The organism is Patulibacter ginsengiterrae, assembly GCF_056269115.1.
The window spans coordinates 20,328-39,540 of the sequence record NZ_JBWDOG010000020.1; the positions used below are offsets into that span (position 1 = coordinate 20,328).

Sequence of the window (19,213 nt, forward strand, 5' to 3'; positions counted from 1 at the left end):
TCGTCGCAGGTCACCCGCACGGGCGGGACAGGGACGCCCCAGGCTGCCGTTCAGGCGGAAAGCGCGATCGTGAGCGTCCGCAGTCGGTCCGCCGCGCCGGCCGGCAGGTCGAGCACGAAGGCGAGATCCTCGATCGAGGAGAAGAGGCCGACGCCCTCACGGGTGGCGACGATCCGCTCGGCGGTCTCGGCATCGATCCCGGGCAGCGTGCGGAGGATCGCGATCGGCGCGTGGTTGACGTCGACGAGGTGCCCGTGGGATGCCCCGGGCAGGTCCGGCCGACCGACGCCGCGCTGGATCGCCGCGGCCGGATCGGCCAGCGCCTGCCGCCGGGCCTGCTCCCGGTGGAGCTGGCGGATGTCGATCGTGGTCGAGGAGGACTCCGTCTCGCGGAGCGCGGCGACCCGGATCCGGTAGCTGTCGCGGCAGGCGAACGGGAACGCGATCGCCGGCAGCCAGCCGGCGAGGACCAGGCCGACCCCGATGTCGGACACGACGCTCTCCTCGGGGAAGGTCGCCGCGAGCACGAAGCCGACGAACCAGATCAGCGAGAGGGCGGCGCCGATGATGGTCCACCACCGGTGACGCGCGCGAATGCCCGCGGCCATCGGGACCCACACGCAGAACCCCATCGGGACCACGCTCAGCCACATCCACGCGGTGGGGACCGGGGGCACGCTGGTGGGGGCTGCGGGGGGTGGCCAGGCCGGGGACGGCATGCTCGCATCGTACGAGTCCCGGCCGGTCGCGGTGGCAGGCGGCCGAGCGAACGTCCGAGGGATAGCATCGGCGTCGCACCAGCGAAGCTGACCCGGCGGCGCCTCGGCTCCGACTGCACCACTTCGCTCCCGTACGCCAGCAGGAGAACTCGATGACCCAGTCGCCCGTCAACGTCACCGTCACCGGCGCCGCCGGCCAGATCGGCTACGCGTTGCTGTTCCGCATCGCCAGTGGCCACCTGCTCGGTCCCGACGTGCCGGTGAAGCTCCGCCTGCTCGAGATCACCCCCGCGGTCAAGGCCGCCGAGGGCACCGCGATGGAGCTGGACGACTGCGCCTTCCCGCTGCTGCGCGGGATCGAGGTCACCGACGACGCCAAGCTGGCGTTCGACGGGGCCAACGTCGCACTGCTGGTCGGCGCCCGTCCGCGCGCCAAGGGCATGGAGCGGGGCGATCTGCTGGAGGCCAACGGCGGGATCTTCAAGCCGCAGGGCGAGGCGATCAACGCCGGTGCCGCGGACGACATCCGCGTGCTGGTCGTGGGCAACCCCGCCAACACCAACGCCCTGATCGCCCAGGCCCACGCGCCGGACGTTCCGGCCGAGCGGTTCACGGCGATGACCCGCCTCGACCACAACCGCGCGATCTCGCAGCTGGCCAACAAGCTCCAGGTGCCGGTCACCGAGATCAAGAAGATGACGATCTGGGGCAACCACTCGGCGACCCAGTACCCGGACCTCTTCCACGCCGAGGTCAACGGCGAGATCGCGGCCGGTGCCGTCGACGACGACGTCTGGCTCCGCGACAGCTTCATCCCGACCGTCGCCAAGCGCGGCGCGGCGATCATCGAGGCACGCGGTGCCTCGTCGGCCGCCTCCGCGGCCAACGCGGCGATCGACCACATCCACACCTGGGTCAACGGCACGCCCGAGGGCGACTGGACCTCGATGGCGATCCCGTCGGACGGCTCCTACGGCGTCCCCGAGGGCCTGATCTCCTCGTTCCCCGTGGTCTGCAAGGACGGCAAGTACGAGATCGTCCAGGGTCTCTCGATCGACGAGTTCTCCCGCGAGCGGATCGACGCCTCGGTCGCCGAGCTCAGCGAGGAGCGCGACGCGGTTCGGGGCCTCGGCCTCATCTAGGCGGTCACGCCTGAGGTGGCCGTGGACGCGGCGCATCTCGGGCCGGTTGGCGCTCGGCAGGACTGGCGTCCAGCTCTCGGGGTGGGCGGGCCGGTCTCACGACCTGCTTGGTCCACGACCACCTCAGACGCAACCGCGGCGGTTGGTCTGAGGCGGTCACGTCTGAGGCGGCCTTATGCCGTCGCATCTCGGCCCGCGTGGGCCTCGGCAGGCCTGGCGGCCAGCTCTCGGGGCGGGCGGGCCGGTCTCCCGACCTGCTTGGTCCACGACCACCTCAGACGCAACCGCGGCAGTTGGTCTGAGGCGGCCGTATGCCGTCGCATCTCGGTTCGCGTGGGCCTCGGCAGGCCTAGCGGCCAGCTCTCGGGCCCACGCGAGCCGACCTGCTCGGCCTACGACCACCTCAGACGCAACCGCGGCGGTCTCGGTTACGGCGGACCCCGGTTGGCGTCGAACGAGGCCGTCGTGGAGTCGTTTCGCGTCGGTTTGCGGACGTGGGATCATCTTGCGTCGCTATGCGGGGCAAGATGACCCCGCCTCGCGTGATCGACGCGAAACGACCCCAGCTCGTTTCCCCGCCCGCCCGCCCGTGCGCCGGGCGTGGGCGGCGCCTCTCAGCAGGACGCCGGAGCGCAGCGGGCTCGTTCCGTCGACCGCCCGTTCTTCCTGGGGGCATGCAGCCGCACGCATCAGCGATGCGATCGACCCCCTGCCAGGAGGAACCCCGTCCCGCGAATGGTGGGTCTACGACTACCTCGGTCGGGCGCAACGGCGGACCAACCGAACGCCGTGTGTTCGGTTGGTCCGGGGGTACCTGGCCCCGGGGTACGCGGGGGAGAACGACGAAGGGCCGGCGACTCGCCGGCCCTTCGTCGTACTGCGGGGGGGTGCTGCGAGGAGTGGCGGCCCGGGACGGGACACGGGCCATCCACTCACCGAGGACGCTGGCTCAGGCCGCGTCCTTCGGGTACCAGGCGCGGTCACGCTTCTCGACCAGGCCCTGCTCCTCGAGGCCGGGGAGGATCCGGTACGCGTAGTTGGGGTGCACGCCGATCCGGCGGGCGACCTCGGCGGCGCCGAGACCCGGCTCCTGACGGAGGAGGGCGAGAGCCTGGCGGGAGCGCTCACCGCTGCCGCGCGGGCGACCAGCGCTGCGGCCGGAGCGGCCGGGCGTGGCGTTGCTGCGGGTCGAGGAGCGGTCGACGCCGTCGAGGGCGTCGAGCGCGCGGCGCAGACGATCGTGCTCGGCGATCAGCGGGGCGAGCTCGTCCAGACGGGTCTGGATCTCGTCGCGCTTTTCGGTGAGGAAGTCTGACACGTGGTGCCTTCGGGTTGCGATTTGGGGGATCGGCCCGGTGAAGCCATGATCGAGCACGGCTTACCGGTACCTGTACCTACGACGAGCGCACCCTAACACAAACCCGGGAACCATCGGGGTGAAACGCTACCCCTGTCCGCACGGCTACTGAGAGACGAACAGGTCTTTCAGTCGCTCGAGAGATGCGTGCGCCTCGCGGTCGGGAACTCCACCCATCAACGCCTTCGAAGCCACGCGCCCCAGCGGCCCCATCGGGGCTTGGAACTCGTTGGTGTATTGAAAGCGCGTACCGCCGTCGATCGCCTCCAGCCGGTACTCGATCAGGGCTTTGGCGCGGGCGGGGCCGCGCCCTGTCCAGCGAGCGGAGTACGGGGGATCGAGGGCGTCGAGGACCCAGGAAACCGGTACTGGGGCGCCGCGGATCGAGTATTGCTGACGCATCTTGAACCCTACGCGGGGTGGGCCGTCATCGGCGGACATCAGGTGACGATGGATCGTGACCCAGCGCTCGAGCTGATAGGGATCCATGACGACCGTCCACACCTCGTCCGGGGAGGCGGGTAGGTCGACGCTGGCCGCGACGGCGCTCATAGCAACACCCTACCTTGGGGTGTCAGGAACGGCGGTTCGCACAGTCGCACCAGATCAGCGGGCGCGCAGCGGCTCGCTGCGCTCCCACTCCAACAGCGCGTGATCGACCGCACGGTCGAAGCCGTGGGGGCGAACGTGGAGCAGCGTCGTCCAGCGGTCGTCGCGGGCCAGCAGGTCGCCGGTGAGTCCGCCCATGAGGGGCAGGACCAACTCGGCCTCCTCGCCGGCGAGGACCGAGGCGACGCGCCCGAAGATCGGGGTCGAGCTGAGCGGCAGGTGGATCGAGGGGCGCGGCAGCATCATCAGGTCGCGGATCCGTTCGAGGATCTCGCCGTAGCTGAGGACGTCCGGGCCGGCGACGTCGAGGGACAGTCGCGGGTGCGCAGAGACGTCGGTGGTTGCCGCGGAGCGCAGGGCGGCGGCCAGGTCACGCTGGTCGATCGGCTGCGTGCGGAAGCGCCGCCACGGGGGCAGGGCCAGGACCGGCAGACGCTCGACCAGCCGGACGAGGAACCGGAACGACCGCGACTCGGGGCCGATCGCGATCGACGCGCGCAGGGCGATCGCCTCCGGGGCGGCGGAGAGCAGGGTCTGCTCGACCGCGAGTCGGCTGCGCAGGTGCGGGGACGGCGCTCGCTCGGGATCGACCATCACGCCGAGGTAGACGATCCGGCGGACCCCGGCTGCGGTGGCCGCCGCCGCGAACCGCTCGGCCGAGCGCTGTTCGCGGGCCTCGAACGAGTCGCCGGCGGGAGCGGGCTCCATCGAGTGCACCAGGTAGTAGGCGACGTCGACGCCAGCGAGGGCCTCGTCGAGCCCCGCGCCGGTGGTCATGTCGCCGCGGACGATCGGCACGTCGTGTCGGACGCGAGCGGGATCGCGCGCGAACGCGCGCACCGCGTGGCCGTCCTCGAGCAGCGGCGGCACGAGCGTTGACCCGGCGAAGCCCGAGGCCCCGGTGACGAGGATCTGCATCTCCGCGGATGATGACGGAGTCCGCGCGTACGACACGATCGAGCGTGCGACGTCGAGGCGTTCGGCGGGCTCGGTGCCGGTGTCGCGGAGCTCGATGCGTGGTTCGATGTCGAGAAGCTCCGACCGGCTCCGCTCACCAGGTGAAGGGCCACGACGGGCGCGGCCCACACGACCCCAGGAGATCACCATGCCGAAGTTCCTGCTCCTCAAGCACTACCGCGGCGGCCCGGAGCCGCACCACCCCTTCCCGCCGATGGACCAGTGGGCCCCCGAGGACGTGGAGGCGCACATCGCCTTCCAGGGGCACGTGATCGAGCTGCTCAAGGAGAACGGCGAGTACGTCGGCGCGGAAGCGCTGACGCCGGCCCGCACCTGGGTCCGCTACGGCGGCCCGGACGCCGCGCCGGTCACGACCGATGGTCCGCTGCCCGAGACCAGCGATCTCGTGGCGGGCTGGTTCATGATCGACGTCGAGTCGCACGAGCGCGCGCTCGAGGTCGCGGCCTACGCCTCCTCCGAGCCCGGCCCGGGCGGAGCGCCCCTGTACGAGTGGATCGACGTCCGGGAGATCATGTCCGGGGCGCCCACGGGCGACTGACCCGGCGTGGTCGACGAGTCGACAGGGCGGGGGGCTTGGCGCCCGCCCGACCCCTCGCCCGACCCCGCGCCCCCGCCCGAGCCCGCGCTGCGCGGGTTCGAGCGGGACCTCATCCCGCGAGTGCTCGCGGGCCTGGTCCGGCGGGGCGAGGACTTCGACGCCGCCGAGGACGCGCTGCAGGAGGCCCTGCTCGAGGCCCTGCGGGTCTGGCCCGAGCACCCGCCCCGTGACCCGCGCGCGTGGCTGACGACGGTCGCGACCCGGCGGCTCATCGACGCTCGCCGCAGCGAGGCCGCGCGTCAGCGTCGCGAGGAGGTGACGTACGCCGAGCCGCGGGCGGACGGGGCCGGTGGGCCGGGCGGGGCGGGCGGGCCGGTCTCCGTCGAGGAGGGCGACGACAGCCTCTTCCTGCTCTTCTGCTGCTGCCACCCCGACCTCGCGCCCGCCTCCCAGGTGGCGCTGACCCTGCGCGCCGTCGGCGGTCTCACCACCCGCGAGATCGCCGACGCGTTCTACGTGCCGGAGGCGACGATGGCGCAGCGGATCAGCCGCGCCAAGCGCACGCTTGCCGGCCCGCCCGCCCGCCGACTGGACCAGCCCGGCGACCTCGCCGTCGTGCTGCGCGTGCTCTACCTGATCTACGCGGCCGGCCACGCTGGCCGGGTGGACCTGGCCGCCGAGGCGATCCGGCTCGCCCGCCAGCTCACCCTCGCCACCGAGGAGCCGGAGGCGCGCGGGCTGCTCGCGCTGATGCTCCTCAACCACGCCCGGCGGGCGGCGCGCTTCGACGGCGAGGGCCGGATCGTCACGCTCGACCGGCAGGATCGCCGCTGCTGGGACACGCGCGAGATCGCCGAGGGCGTGCGCGTCCTGCAGTCGGCGCTGGCGATGCAGACCGAGCAGCGGCGGCCCGGCCGCTACCAGGTCGAAGCGGCGATCGCGGCTCTGCACGACGACGCGGCACACGCCGAGGAGACCGACTGGCCGCAGATCCTGGCCTGGTACGACGACCTCGTCGCCCTCGCCGACGACCCGGTGCGGGAGGACCCGGCCGCGGTGCTCGGCCGCGCCGTGGCGGTCGGCCACGTGCTCGGCGCCGCCGCCGGGTTGCGCGAGACCGACCGGCTGCGCGAGGTGCTCGGCGAGCGGCACCGGTGGCACGCCGTCCGCGGCCACCTGCACGAGCTCGGCGGGGACCTGCCTGCCGCCGCCGCGGCGTACGCGGACGCCGCCCGGCGGGCCACGGACGTCGCCGAGCGCGACCACCTGGTCCGTCGGGCCGCCCGGGCGCGAGCCGCCGGCCATGAGCGACGCTGGAGCTGAGGCCGTCGAGGCGCAGAACGGGGCTTCTGGCAAGGGCTGCAGGCAACCGTGCGACTTCTGCGCGATTTGCGGAGTTCCTGCGTTGCCGTGTGAACGAAAAGTGACCAAGTAGCGGGAACAAGCTTCACGGGCACCCCTCGGTTGTGGTTCTATGGCCACATGCCGTGACCCCGCGTCGCGGCGCCGCACTCCTCGGCGTTTCGTCGGTCCTGACTCCAGGACCGGAGGCGCCTCGCATTGCTACCCACGGACTCCCGTTTCGGGCGTCCGCGGCTTCCCCTGCAACACCACCGTCCCGGATCTCTCGTACGTGACTCCTGCCCCACACGCTCGCTCCCGTCCCCGAACCGCTGCCGTCGCCCCGACCTGCGGCGGCTGCTTCTTCCGGCAGCACATGCTCTGTGCCCTGGACCGCGACGATCCGTGTGCGACGTACCGGCCAGACCGCGAGGAGGGCCTGCAGCCCCCGCGCCAGATGGCGATCTCGTTCCGGCCGGAGCGTGTCACGGGGACGCCCTTCGCGTTCCCTACGGCTGAAGAGCAGGCGCGACGCTACGCCGCCTAGGCGGTTGGTCTGAGGCGGCCGTGGACGCTTCGCATCTCGGGCCGGCTGACGCTCGGCAGGCCTGACGGCCAGCTCTCGCATCATCCGGCCCGACCTGCTTGGTCCACGACCACCTCAGACGCAACCGCCGCAGTCTTCCTGCTTCCGCGAGCACCTGAGGCTCCGTGAGCACCTGAGGTGCCGAGGTGCGGCTAGGGTCTGCTTTCCTACGCTCGGTCGCATCGTGCTCGTTGCGCTGTCCCTCGGCTGGCCAGCCAGCTAACATTCGCTCCGCCACCGTCGGCACCCTGCCGACGGCCGCGACCCCGCCGCGGGCTACGGGCGTCCCTCTCGGGCACCGTGGGGCAGCATCGAGCACAGGAGTTCCACCATGGGCACCACAGAAGCGCTGGTCTTCGACGCGATCCGCACGCCTCGCGGCAAGGGCAAGAGCAACGGGTCGTTGCACGGCACCAAGCCCGTCGACCTCGTCGTCGGCCTGATCCACGAGACGCTCGGCCGCCACGGCCAGCTCGACCCCAACACGATCGACGACGTCGTCCTCGGCTGCGTCTCCCCGGTCGGTGACCAGGGCGCCGACATCGCCAAGACCGCGGCGATCAAGGCCGGCCTGCCGGACACCGTTGCGGGCGTCCAGCTCAACCGCTTCTGCGCCTCCGGGCTCGAGGCCGTCAACATCGCCGCCCAGAAGGTCGCGTCCGGCTGGGAGGACCTCGTCCTCGCCGGCGGCGTCGAGTCGATGTCGCGCGTGCCGATGGGCTCCGACGGCGGCGCCTGGGCGATGGACCCGGAGACGAACTACAACACCTCGTTCGTCCCGCAGGGCATCGGCGCCGACCTGATCGCGACGATCGAGGACTTCACGCGCGAGGACGTCGACGCCTTCGCCGCCGAGTCGCAGCGTCGCGCCGCGGCCGCCGAGGACGCGGGCTACTTCAAGAACTCCGTCGTCGCGGTCAAGGACCTCAACGACCAGGTCGTCCTCGACCGTGACGAGTTCATCCGCCGCGGCACGACCGTCGAGACCCTCGGTGGCCTCAAGCCGTCGTTCGCGATGATGGGCGACATGGGCGGCTTCGACGCCGTCGCGCTCCAGAAGTACCACTGGATCGAGAAGATCGACCACGTCCACACGCCGGGCAACTCCTCCGGCATCGTCGACGGCGCGTCGCTGGTCGCGATCGGCAGCGAGAAGGCCGGTGAGCGCAACGGCCTCAAGCCGCGTGCCCGGATCCTCGCGACCGCCGTCTCCGGGGCCGATCCGACGATCATGCTGACCGGCCCCGCGCCGGCGTCGAAGAAGGCGCTGGAGAAGGCCGGCCTGAAGGCCTCCGACCTCGACCTGGTCGAGATCAACGAGGCGTTCGCCGCCGTCGCCCTGCGCCTGATCCGCGATCTCGACATCGATCCGGAGATCACCAACGTCAACGGCGGCGCGATCGCGATGGGTCACCCGCTCGGCGCGACCGGCGGCATGATCCTCGGCACGATCATCGACGAGCTCGAGCGTCGCAACAAGCGCTACGGCCTCTGCACCCTCTGCATCGGTGGCGGCATGGGCATCGCCACGATCGTCGAGCGCGTCTAGCGCTCCGGTCCGACTCAGACGACTTCGAAGAGCAAGAGAACGCCATGACCGAGAGCACCACCATCCGCTGGGAACAGGACGGCGACGGGATCGTCAACCTGATCCTCGACGATCCGAACCAGTCCGCCAACACCATGAACGCCGCCTACAAGGCGTCCATGACGGCGACCGTCGACCGCCTCGAGGCTGAGCGGGACAGCATCAAGGGCGTCGTCATCACCTCGGCGAAGAAGACCTTCTTCGCCGGCGGCGACCTCAACGACCTCAAGAAGGCGCGTCCGGAGGACGCCGAGGCCGTCGCGACCAACCTGCGTGAGATCAAGGGCGACCTGCGCCGGCTCGAGAAGCTCGGCAAGCCGGTCGTCGCCGCGATCAACGGCGCCGCCCTCGGCGGTGGCCTCGAGATCGCGCTGGCCACGCACCACCGGATCGTCGTCGACGACCCGAAGATCCAGCTCGGCCTGCCCGAGGTCTCGCTCGGCCTGCTGCCGGGCGGCGGCGGCGTCACCCGCATCACGCGGATGCTCGGCATCGCCAACGGCCTGATGCAGGTCCTGCTCCAGGGCCAGCGGTTGCGCCCGGGCAAGGCGCTGGAGATCGGCGTCATCAGCGAGCTCGTCGCGACGCCGGAAGACCTCCTGCCCGCGGCCAAGAAGTGGATCGCCGAGAACCCCGAGGCCGTTCAGCCCTGGGACGTCAAGGGCTACAAGATCCCCGGTGGCACCCCGAGCAACCCGAAGCTGGCGGCGAACCTGCCGGCGTTCCCCTCGAATCTGCGCAAGCAGATCAAGGGCACCAACATGCCGGCGCCGGTCAACATCATGTCGGCCGCCGTCGAGGGCGCCCAGGTCGACTTCGACACCGCGATCGAGATCGAGGGCCGCTACTTCGTGGACCTCGTGACCGGCCAGGTCTCGAAGAACATGATCCAGGCGTTCTTCTTCGACCTCCAGACCGTGGGCGGCGCCCGCGGCCGGGCGAAGGACCGTGAGACCTGGAAGGCGACCAAGGCCGTCGTGCTCGGCGCCGGGATGATGGGCGCCGCGATCGCCTACGTCTGCGCCAAGGCCGGCATCGAGGTCGTCCTCAAGGACGTCTCGCAGGAAGCCGCCGACCGCGGCAAGGGCTACTCGAAGGCGCTGGTCGACAAGGCGATCGCCAAGGGCCGCTCGACCCAGGAGAAGGGCGACGCGCTGCTGGCGCTGATCACCCCGACCGCCGACGCCAAGGACGCCCAGGACGCCGACCTCGTGATCGAGGCCGTGTTCGAGGATCCGAAGGTCAAGGCCCAGGTCTTCGCCGAGATCGAGCCGTTCCTGAAGCCCGACGCGCTGCTGGGCTCCAACACCTCGACGCTGCCGATCACCGGCCTCGCCGAGGGCGTCTCGCGGCCGAAGGACTTCATCGGCCTGCACTTCTTCAGCCCGGTCGACAAGATGCCGCTGCTGGAGATCATCAAGGGCGCCGAGACGTCCGACGACAGCGTGTCGCGGGCGCTCGATCTGGCCAAGCAGATCAAGAAGACGCCGATCGTCGTCAACGACAGCCGTGGCTTCTACACCAGCCGCGTGATCGGGACGTTCATCAACGAGGGCCTCGCGTTCCTGCTCGAGGGCATCCCGGCCGCGACGATCGAGCAGGCCAGCTCGCAGGCCGGCTACCCGGCGCCGGTGCTGCAGCTCTCGGACGAGCTGAACCTCAACCTCATGCGGAAGATCCGCGACGCGTCGAAGAACGCGATCGAGGCCGAGGGCGGCACCTGGGTCGGGCACCCGGCGGAGCAGGTCGTCGACCGGATGCTCGAGGAGTTCGACCGCGGCGGCAAGCTGGCGGGCAAGGGCTTCTACGACTACGCGGACGGCAAGCGGACGGGCCTCTGGAAGGGCCTGAAGGACGCCTTCCCGCCGGTCGCGGATCCGAGCAAGATCTCGCTGGTCGACCTCGAGGAGCGGATGCTCTTCGCCGAGGCGCTCGAGACGGTCAAGTGCGCCGACGAGGGCGTGCTCGAGACGGCCTCCGACGCCAACATCGGCTCGATCTTCGGGATCGGGTTCCCCGCCTGGACCGGCGGTTCGCTGCAGTACATCAACGGCTACGTCGACCCGCGCGACCCCGCGAAGAAGACGACCGGCCCGGCCGGGTTCGTCGCCCGGGCGCGTGAGCTGGCCGAGGCCTACGGCGAGCGGTTCACCCCGCCGGCGTCGCTGGTCGAGAAGGCCGAGCGCGGCGAGACCTACACGGACGACCTCGCGGTCGCCGCCACGGCCTAGTCCCGAGGACAGCGGAGGGGGCGGACGGTCCGCCCCCTCCGCGGGGTCCACGCGCACCAGAGGCGGAACGGCCATTTCGCCGGCCTCCGTTCTGGAGCAGCGGCCCCTAGACTGTGCCGATCGTGCTGAAGGGACCCGTGTGCGGATAAGGATCCTGGGGAAGTCGCCCGCGTGGCAGGACGTCGACGGCGCCTGTAGCGGCTACCTGATCGAGGAAGGCGACTACCGACTGCTGCTGGACTGCGGCAACGGCGTCTTCGGCAAGCTTCGCGCGCAGATCGACTACGTCGATCTCGACGCGTGCCTGATCTCGCACTGCCACGCGGACCACACGCTCGATCTCGTTCCCTACAGCTACGCGCTGTTCTTCGCCCCGCGCCAGCAGCCGGTGCCGGTGCCGCCGTGGCCGGGCACCGAGACCCCGGCCCGCCCGCAGCTGCACCTGCCGCCCGGCGGCCTCGAGGTGATGCGGACGATCATGACCGCCTGGGGGATGCCGGACCTCGTCGAGCGGGCCTTCCGCGCCGGCGAGTACGCCCCCGAAGCGACCCTCGAGCTGGGGCCGCTGCGGATCCGCTTCCAGCCGGTCCCGCACTTCGTGCCGGCCTATGCGGTCGAGATCGTCTCGACGGTGACCGGCCAGCGGTTCGTCTACGGCGCGGACACCGCGCCGAGCGACGAGCTGGTCGAGTTCGCCCGCGGCGCCAACCTGCTCTTCATCGAGGCGACCCTGCCGCGGCCCGAGCGCTCGGGGCCACGCGGCCACCTGACCGCCGAGGAGGCCGGCGACCACGCCCGCCGGGCCGGTGTCGACCGCGCGGTGCTGACCCACATCTCCGACGAGGAGGACCGCGAGGTGGCCCTCCAACGGGCGACCGAGGCGGCGGGTGGGGTACCGATCGAGATCGCCCGGGCGGACGCGGTCTACCACCTCTAGTCGGCGGTTGGTCTGAGGCGGCCGTATGCCGTCGCATCTCGCCACCTGGTTCGCTCGGCAGGACTGGCGTCCAGCTCTCGCTTCCCGGTGGCGACCTGCTCGGCCTACGACCACCTCAGACGCAACCGCGCGGCTTCGCGGTTCGCGTGCACCGACCTGCTTGGTCCACGAACACCTCGAACGCATCGACGGGTGGTCAGCCCACGCTGACCGGCGCAGGGCTGCGGGCGGGCAGTCTCGCCGGACCTGCTCCTCAGACGCAAACCGCGCGTCGTCGTCGTACCTGGCCGGCATGTGCCGATCGCATCGTCGATGGGGTCCGCACATCTCGCGCCGCGGGGAATCCGTCTTGGGCGGGGGATCCGTCCTGCCGCTCTCGGCTGCCGAGGCCCGGCGGCGCGGGCTGCGCCGGCCGGTCGTTCCCGGCGCGGCTGGCGCGCGAAGGCTCACCGACGTCACGTCGCGTGTCCGATGTCATCGCCTCCCACCACCACACACGCGCTCGGTGGTGTGACCATCAGGACATCGGCGGGGCCAGCAGGGGTAGATTCCGTGCATGCGGTCACGCGAGGGCGACCTGTTCGCGAACTTCGAGCGGATGCGGCGCGAGATGGACGAGCTGTTCGGCGGCGTCCTCGATCGCAGCCTCGGTGGACGTCTGCATCGGGTCGGCTTCGAGCCGGCGGTCGACGTCTTCTACGAGACCCCCGACGGCGGCCCGGCACGGGCGGTCGTCCACGCGGACCTGGCCGGGATCGACATCGGGCGGGTCGGGATCGAGATCCGCGGCCGCGAGCTGGTGCTCGCCGGCAGCCGGGCGGCCGGCGAGGCCGAGGGCCGCGCCTACCAGCAGGTGGAGATCGGCACCGGCCCGTTCCGGCGGGTCGTCCAGCTCGGCGCCGAGGTCGTCGCCGACGAGGCGCGGGCCACCTACCGCGACGGGATCCTGCGCGTGGAGCTACCGCTGGAGCAGCCGAAGCCAGCGCGCCGGAACGTACCGATCGAGGTCAGCGACGACGGGGAGCGGTCGTGATCGAGATCATCGCCGATACAGGGGAAGCCCAGGAGGTCGAGGTCACGGGCTCGGGGGCGCCGAACGTCAGCGGCCCGCTGCCGGTGCTGCCGCTGCGCGACGTGGTGCCGGTCCCCGACACCATGATCCCGCTCGCGATCGGCCAGGAGCGGTCGGTCAAGCTCGTCGACGACGTGCTCGCCGGGGCGCGGCGGCTGGTGATGGTCGCCTCGCGCGATCCCGAGGTCGAGGCGCCGACGCCGGAGCAGGTCCACCTGGTCGGCGTGGTCGGCCAGGTCGTGCGGATGCTGAAGGTCCCCGACGGCACGCTCCGGCTGCTCGTCCAGGGCACCCACCGGGTCCGGATCGTCGACTTCGAGCAGACCGAGCCGTACCTCGTCGCCAACGTCGAGGAGGCCCCGGACATCATCGAGGGCGACGGTGGCGAGGGCGTCAGCAGCGCCGAGCTGACCGCGCTCCAGCGCAGCGTCCAGGAGACGTTCTCCAAGATCGTCGAGGCGGTTCCGTACCTGCCGGAGGAGCTGCAGCTGGCGGTCGCCAACATCGACGACCCGATCGCGCTCAGCCACCTGATCACCGGCTCGCTGCGGCTGCGGACGGAGGAGAAGCAGGCGCTGCTGGAGGAGCTCGACGTCAAGGCCCGGCTGCGGCAGCTGATGGCGATCCTCGCCCGTGAGCTCGAGGTCATCTCGATCGGGTCGGAGATCCAGTCGCAGGTCCAGTCGGAGCTCGACAAGGGCCAGCGGGAGTACGTCCTCCGCCAGCAGCTGAAGGCGATCCAGGAGGAGCTGGGGGAGAGCGATCCGCTCGAGGCCGAGCTCAACGACCTCCGCGAGCAGGTGTCCGCGCTCGATCTTCCGGAGACCGTCGCGACCCAGACCGACCGCGAGCTGCGGCGGCTCGAGTCGATCCCGCAGGCCTCGGCCGAGCACGGGATCATCCGCACCTACCTCGAGTGGATCGTCTCGCTGCCGTGGAACGAGCGGACCCACGACGACCTCGACCTCGTCCACGCGCGGTCGATCCTCGACGAGGACCACCACGGCCTCGACAAGGTCAAGGACCGGATCCTCGAGTTCCTCGCCGTCCGCCAGCTGAAGCCGGACGCCCGCGGCTCGATCCTCTGCTTCGTCGGCCCGCCGGGCGTCGGCAAGACCTCGCTCGGCCGCTCGATCGCCCGCGCGATGGGCCGCAACTTCGAGCGGATCTCGGCCGGCGGCGTCCGCGACGAGGCGGAGATCCGCGGGCACCGCCGGACCTACATCGGCGCGATGCCGGGGACGATCATCCGCTCGCTGCGCGACGCCGGGTCGAACAACCCGCTGTTGATGATCGACGAGATCGACAAGATGGGCTCCGACTACCGCGGCGACCCGTCGAGCGCGATGCTCGAGGTCCTCGACCCGGAGCAGAACAGCAGCTTCCGCGACCACTATCTCGACGTGCCGTTCGACCTCTCGCGGGTCATGTTCATCACGACGGCCAACACCCTCGACACCGTGCCCGGACCGCTGCGCGACCGGATGGAGGTCATCCAGCTGGCCGGCTACACGGCCCAGGAGAAGCTGGAGATCGCCAAGCGCTACCTGGTGCCGCGGCAGCTCGACCGCCACGGTCTGCGGCGCTCGTGGATCCGGTTCGGCGATCCGGCGCTGCGGAAGCTGATCGACGACTACACGCGCGAGGCCGGCGTCCGCAACCTCGAGCGCGAGATCGGCCGCGTGATCCGCAAGATCGCCCGCGAGATCGTCGAGGGCGAGCAGCAGCCGGAGACGAGCGCCAACGGCCGCCCGAAGCGGATCACGATCTCGAGCGAACGGGTCGGGGAGCTGCTCGGCCGCGGCCCCTGGGACGGCTCCTACCAGGAGCTGCGCAAGCGGACCCGTCGGCCGGGCGTCGCGACCGGGCTCGCCTGGACGCCCGTCGGCGGTGACGTGCTGTTCGTCGAGGCGGCGGCGATGGAGGCGTCCGGCAAGACGCCGACGCTGACCACGACCGGCCAGCTCGGCGACGTGATGACCGAATCCGTTCGTGCGGCGCTGACCTGGGTCCGCGGGCACCTCGACGTCGTGGCCCCGGACCTGCCCAGCGGGTGGTTCGCCGAGCACGACATCCACGTCCACGTGCCGGCCGGCGCGACGCCGAAGGACGGGCCCTCGGCCGGGATCACGATCGCGACCGCGCTGGCCTCGCTGCTGTCGGGCCGCGAGGTCCGCGACGACGTCGCGATGACGGGCGAGATCACCCTGACCGGCGACGTCCTGCCGATCGGCGGCCTCAAGGAGAAGGCGCTGGCGGCGCAGCGCTACGGCGTCACCACCGTGATCGCCCCGCGGGAGAACGAGCGCGACGTCGACGAGATCCCCGAGCCGCTCCGATCGCGGATGCATTTCGTCTGGGTCGACCGGGTAGAAGAGGTCCTGGCCGAGGCATTGGCGCCTTCACACTCCCGGAGTGGCGGTTCCACGCCCACGGGACGATAGGCTCGTACCGAGATCGGCCTCACGACCCCGAGACGGAGGACCATGGCGTTCACGACGCAGTCCAAGAAGCAGTTGCGCAAGCAGACGAAGCGCGCCAAGAAGCAGGCGAAGAAGGCGGGCGAGCAGATCGCCGCCCGCGAAGACGCCGTCCGCAACCTGTTCGACAACGAGGAGCTGCACGACGACCTGCGGCAGCTCGCGGAGGCCGCGAAGACGGCCTACGCGCGCGTCGCCGGGACCGGCCCGCAGGCCCTGTTGCAGGACAAGAAGGTGCACAGCGAGCTGCGCAACGCCTCCGGCGCGTTGCTCGACGCGAAGAAGTCGCTGTCCAAGCCGGCCAAGAAGAAGAAGAAGGGCGGGTTCTTCCGACTGCTGGTGCTCGGGACGATCGGCTCGGCCGTTGCCGTCGCGACCGTCCCGGCGCTGCGCGGCAAGGCGCTCGACCTCGTCTTCGGCCCCGAGGAGGAGCTCGACTACTCGGTTGGCACCCCGGCGCCCAGCGGTGCGGGTACCCAGAGCGCGAACGGCTCGGCCGCGTCGGCTGCCGCCGCCGCCTCCACCGCCAGCAACAACTGACGTTGACGCGACCCGGGGCGCGCCGTCAGCGGCGCGCCCCGGACCGCGGCACGGCAGTGGCCGGCTGGCCAGCCAGCCAGGTATCCTGAGCTGGTGGGTACGAACGACTCCGGTCGCCAGCTGGCGACCGACAAGGCGCTGCGGATCGTCGACGCCATGCGCTCCAGCGTGGCCCGGCGCGGAGTCGCCGGCTCGACCTTCGACCACGTCGCGCGAGAGGCAGGCGTCTCCCGCGGGCTCTTGCACTACTACTTCGGTTCGAAGGAGAAGCTGCTCGTCGAGGTCGCCCGTCGCGACTCGGAGGTGCGCTTCGCCGCGATGGCCGCGCATCTCGACCGCGCCACCAACTCGGAGCAGCTGGTGGCCCAGTGGGTCCGCTCGCTCCAGGCGACGGTTCGGCACGAGCCCGAGTTCGTGGTGATGCTGCTCGAGCTCTACACGCTCGCCCAGCGCAACCCCGAGATCGCCATCGAGCTGGCGAGCGTGATGCAGGGGATGACCGAGGCGATCGCCGCGCGAATGCGCCAGCTCGAGGCCGAGGGCGTGATCGAGCTGGTGGCCGGGGCCGAGACGATCGCCGACGTCTTCCTCGGGCTCGGGTACGGGATGTCGCTACGGCTGCTCGCCGATCCCTCGCGCGACCTCGACGGCGCGATCGAGGTCGCGGCGCTCGCCGCCAGCGGCCTGCTGCGCGACGTCGACCGCTCGGCCGCCAGCGGCTGACCGGGCTCCGGGTCAGGCCAGCGGACGCCGGACCACGCCCAGCGCCATCGGCGAGACCGGGACCGGGGCCCAGCGGGGAGCGGTCCGCAGGTCGCGGTGGCGGACCGGCTCGAAGCCCGCCCGCAGGATCGCGGGAACCGTCGCGCGGTGCGTGTGGCAGCCGCCGAACGCGCGCGGCCAGAAGGTCGCGTCGACGGTCCGCTGGAGGCCGCCGAGCCAGCCATCGGTGGCGACGTGCTCGTAGTAGCGCAGCTCACCACCGGGCCGGAGCGCGGCGAAGGCCGCGGCCAGCGACGCATCGACGTCGTGCACCGAGCAGAGCACCAGCGAGCAGACGACAGCGTCGAAGGCGGGGCCGTCGTTCGGCGGCAGCGCTTCGAACGTCCCGTCGAGCACGGTCACCCGCGGAGCGTGGGCGGGATCGCCGGCGAGGGCCGCCGCGGCGGCCACAGCCTCGGTGCGCAGCAGCGGGTCGGGCTCGACGGCAACGACCTCGGAGACCGTCGCCGGGTAGTGGGGGAAGTTCGACCCGGTCCCGGCGCCGACCTCCAGCACGCGCCCCTCGAGCCCTTCGAGCAGCTCCCGGCGGGCCCGGCCGACGTCGGCCGGCTCGTGCCGCATCATCCACGACCAGATGCGGGAGAAGTGGGGATGGTCGACCGTGCTCATCTGTCGACCCTACCGCCGGTCCGGCTACCGCCGGTCCGGCCCGCGGAGGGCCCGCGGGTGCGGGTGAGCCTCAATCAGCCTTGGGGGAGACCCAGGGCTGGGCCAGCCGCCCGGCGAACAGGGCCGGAAGCTCGTCGATCGCGACCCGGACCTGCTCGAGCGAGTCGCGGTCGCGGACGGTGACCGTCTGGTCCTCGAGCGACTGGTGGTCGACGGTCACGCACCACGGGGTGCCGATCTCGTCCTGACGGCGGTAGCGCTTGCCGATCGCACCGCTCTCGTCGTACTCGGTCTGGCCGACCCGGCGGAGGCTGTCGCGGATCTGCTTGGCGAGCTCCGGCTGGCCGTCCTTCTTGACCAGCGGGAAGACGGCGATCTTGACCGGGGCCAGGCGCGGGTGCAGGCGCAGGACGGTGCGGATGTCGTCGGCGCTGCCCTCGACGTGCTCCTCGTCGTAGGCGTCGACGAGGAAGGCGAGGGTCGCGCGGCCGACGCCGGCGGCCGGCTCGATCACGTGCGGGACGTAGCGCTCCTTGGTCGCCTCGTCGTAGACCTCGATCTTGGTCTTCGCGCCCTTGGCGTGGGCGGAGAGGTCGAAGTCGCCCCGGTCGGCGACGCCCTCCAGCTCCGACCAGCCGATCGGGAACAGGTACTCGACGTCGGCGGTGCGCGAGCTGTAGTGGCTCAGCTCATCCTCGTCGTGCGGCCGCAGGCGCAAGTGCGACTCGCGCACGCCGAGCTCGGTGTACCAGCCGAAGCGGGTCGCCTTCCAGTGCTCGTACCACTCGGTCGACTCGGCCGGCGGGACGAAGAACTCCATCTCCATCTGCTCGAACTCGAGCGTGCGGAAGATGAAGTTGCCGGGGGTGATCTCGTTCCGGAACGACTTGCCGATCTGGGCGATGCCGAACGGCGGCTTCTTGCGCGAGATCGCGAGGACCTGCTTGAAGTCGACGAAGATGCCCTGGGCGGTCTCGGGCCGCAGGTAGACCGTCGAGCTGGTGTCCTCGACGGTGCCGATCTGGGTCTTGAACATCAGGTTGAACTCGCGCGGCTCGGAGAGCTCGCCGCCGCAGTTCGGGCAGATGACCGCGGTGGGGTCCTCGCCGGCCTCGACCGCGGCCTCCTGGAGGTGGTCGAGGCGGAAGCGCTTCTTGCACTTGCCCATGCACTGGACCAGCGGATCGCTGAAGCCGTCGAGGTGCCCCGAGGACTGCCAGACGCTTGGATGCTGGATGATCGCCGAGTCCAGGGCGACGATGTCGTCGCGGTCCTGGAGCATCGCCTTCCACCACTCGGCCTTGACGTTCTGGACGAGCAGGACGCCGTAGTGTCCGTAGTCGTAGGTGTTGGCGATGCCGCCGTAGATCTCCGAAGCGGGGAACACGAATCCGCGCCGCTTGCAGAGGGCGACGATCTTGTCCATGGTCACGACGTCGGAGGCCATAGGTCGGAGCGTACGCAATCGCCCCGCTCCACCTCGGTCAGGTCGACGATCGTTCCGGTTGGTATGGCAGCGCGACGATCGCCGCCGCGCGTTCGGTCGCTGCTGCCGACGCGGGGCCAGCGGCTTCCGCACATCGGGGGTCGGATCCGGCCCTGCTCGCGCAGGATCGCCTCGACGACGGTGGGCTCGGCGACGAGTGGATGCACGAGGGGGCGGCGAGGAGGCGAGCCGACCTGCCCTAGCTCGGTCGGAGTTT

16 protein-coding genes are annotated in these 19,213 nt (G+C 71.2%); 10 read left to right on the forward strand and 6 right to left on the reverse strand.

Going from position 1 to position 19,213, the window contains the following annotated elements:
• Window positions 1-50 precede the first annotated feature (50 nt).
• The gene (locus ACVUH9_RS19520) at window positions 51-719 is read right to left on the reverse strand and encodes a ComEA family DNA-binding protein (RefSeq protein WP_475759982.1); all 669 of its coding nucleotides are present in this window, start codon (window positions 717-719) and stop codon (window positions 51-53) included.
• Window positions 720-871: 152 nt separating this feature from the next.
• On the opposite strand from ACVUH9_RS19520, the gene ACVUH9_RS19525 reads away from it, so the two are divergent.
• Window positions 872-1,861: a malate dehydrogenase gene (locus ACVUH9_RS19525; RefSeq protein WP_475759984.1), complete on the forward strand. Its 990-nt coding sequence runs from the start codon at window positions 872-874 to the stop codon at window positions 1,859-1,861.
• A gap of 949 nt (window positions 1,862-2,810) precedes the next feature.
• Here the strand turns inward: ACVUH9_RS19525 and ACVUH9_RS19530 are convergent.
• From ACVUH9_RS19530 to ACVUH9_RS19540, 3 genes are all read right to left on the reverse strand, one after another.
• Complete coding sequence (locus tag ACVUH9_RS19530) at window positions 2,811-3,179, reverse strand: helix-turn-helix domain-containing protein (RefSeq protein ID WP_475759986.1); 369 nt, start codon at window positions 3,177-3,179, stop codon at window positions 2,811-2,813.
• A 144-nt stretch (window positions 3,180-3,323) separates the two neighbouring features.
• Window positions 3,324-3,770: an SRPBCC family protein gene (locus tag ACVUH9_RS19535; protein WP_475759988.1), complete on the reverse strand. Its 447-nt coding sequence runs from the start codon at window positions 3,768-3,770 to the stop codon at window positions 3,324-3,326.
• A 54-nt stretch (window positions 3,771-3,824) separates the two neighbouring features.
• A complete protein-coding gene (locus tag ACVUH9_RS19540; RefSeq protein ID WP_475759989.1) occupies window positions 3,825-4,745 on the reverse strand; it encodes an NAD(P)H-binding protein in 921 nt (306 codons plus the stop codon).
• A 187-nt stretch (window positions 4,746-4,932) separates the two neighbouring features.
• On the opposite strand from ACVUH9_RS19540, the gene ACVUH9_RS19545 reads away from it, so the two are divergent.
• The 9 genes from ACVUH9_RS19545 (at window position 4,933) to ACVUH9_RS19585 (ending at window position 16,841) form a co-directional block, all read left to right on the forward strand.
• Window positions 4,933-5,343: a YciI family protein gene (locus ACVUH9_RS19545; protein WP_475759991.1), complete on the forward strand. Its 411-nt coding sequence runs from the start codon at window positions 4,933-4,935 to the stop codon at window positions 5,341-5,343.
• A 111-nt stretch (window positions 5,344-5,454) separates the two neighbouring features.
• Window positions 5,455-6,666 carry an RNA polymerase sigma factor gene (locus ACVUH9_RS19550; protein WP_475760089.1) on the forward strand — a complete coding sequence of 404 codons (1,212 nt, stop codon included), beginning with the start codon at window positions 5,455-5,457 and terminating at the stop codon, window positions 6,664-6,666.
• 935 nt (window positions 6,667-7,601) lie between these two features.
• Window positions 7,602-8,819 (forward strand): acetyl-CoA C-acetyltransferase, encoded by a 1,218-nt coding sequence (locus ACVUH9_RS19555; protein ID WP_475759993.1) that lies wholly within the window; start codon window positions 7,602-7,604, stop codon window positions 8,817-8,819.
• Window positions 8,820-8,863: 44 nt separating this feature from the next.
• Window positions 8,864-11,089, forward strand: a complete 2,226-nt coding sequence (locus ACVUH9_RS19560) for a 3-hydroxyacyl-CoA dehydrogenase NAD-binding domain-containing protein (RefSeq protein WP_475759995.1) — start codon at window positions 8,864-8,866, stop codon at window positions 11,087-11,089.
• Window positions 11,090-11,228: 139 nt separating this feature from the next.
• The gene (locus ACVUH9_RS19565) at window positions 11,229-12,026 is read left to right on the forward strand and encodes an MBL fold metallo-hydrolase (RefSeq protein ID WP_475759997.1); all 798 of its coding nucleotides are present in this window, start codon (window positions 11,229-11,231) and stop codon (window positions 12,024-12,026) included.
• 556 nt (window positions 12,027-12,582) lie between these two features.
• The gene (locus ACVUH9_RS19570; RefSeq protein ID WP_475759999.1) at window positions 12,583-13,059 is read left to right on the forward strand and encodes an Hsp20/alpha crystallin family protein; all 477 of its coding nucleotides are present in this window, start codon (window positions 12,583-12,585) and stop codon (window positions 13,057-13,059) included.
• Window positions 13,056-15,542, forward strand: coding sequence for an endopeptidase La (lon, locus tag ACVUH9_RS19575; protein ID WP_475760001.1), 2,487 nt, complete (start codon window positions 13,056-13,058; stop codon window positions 15,540-15,542). The genes ACVUH9_RS19570 and lon overlap by 4 nt, the downstream gene beginning before the upstream one ends.
• Before the next feature lie 42 nt (window positions 15,543-15,584).
• Entirely contained in the window at window positions 15,585-16,118 is a 534-nt protein-coding gene (locus ACVUH9_RS19580) for a hypothetical protein (RefSeq protein WP_475760003.1), read from the forward strand.
• A gap of 93 nt (window positions 16,119-16,211) precedes the next feature.
• On the forward strand, window positions 16,212-16,841 hold the full coding sequence (locus ACVUH9_RS19585; RefSeq protein ID WP_475760005.1) for a TetR/AcrR family transcriptional regulator: 630 nt from the start codon (window positions 16,212-16,214) through the stop codon (window positions 16,839-16,841).
• 12 nt (window positions 16,842-16,853) lie between these two features.
• Here the strand turns inward: ACVUH9_RS19585 and ACVUH9_RS19590 are convergent, their stop codons facing one another.
• Together ACVUH9_RS19590 and ACVUH9_RS19595 are read right to left on the reverse strand one after the other, a co-directional pair.
• Entirely contained in the window at window positions 16,854-17,510 is a 657-nt protein-coding gene (locus ACVUH9_RS19590) for a class I SAM-dependent methyltransferase (RefSeq protein ID WP_475760007.1), read from the reverse strand.
• A gap of 70 nt (window positions 17,511-17,580) precedes the next feature.
• Window positions 17,581-18,957 (reverse strand): glycine--tRNA ligase, encoded by a 1,377-nt coding sequence (locus ACVUH9_RS19595; protein ID WP_475760009.1) that lies wholly within the window; start codon window positions 18,955-18,957, stop codon window positions 17,581-17,583.
• Window positions 18,958-19,213: the final 256 nt, after the last annotated feature.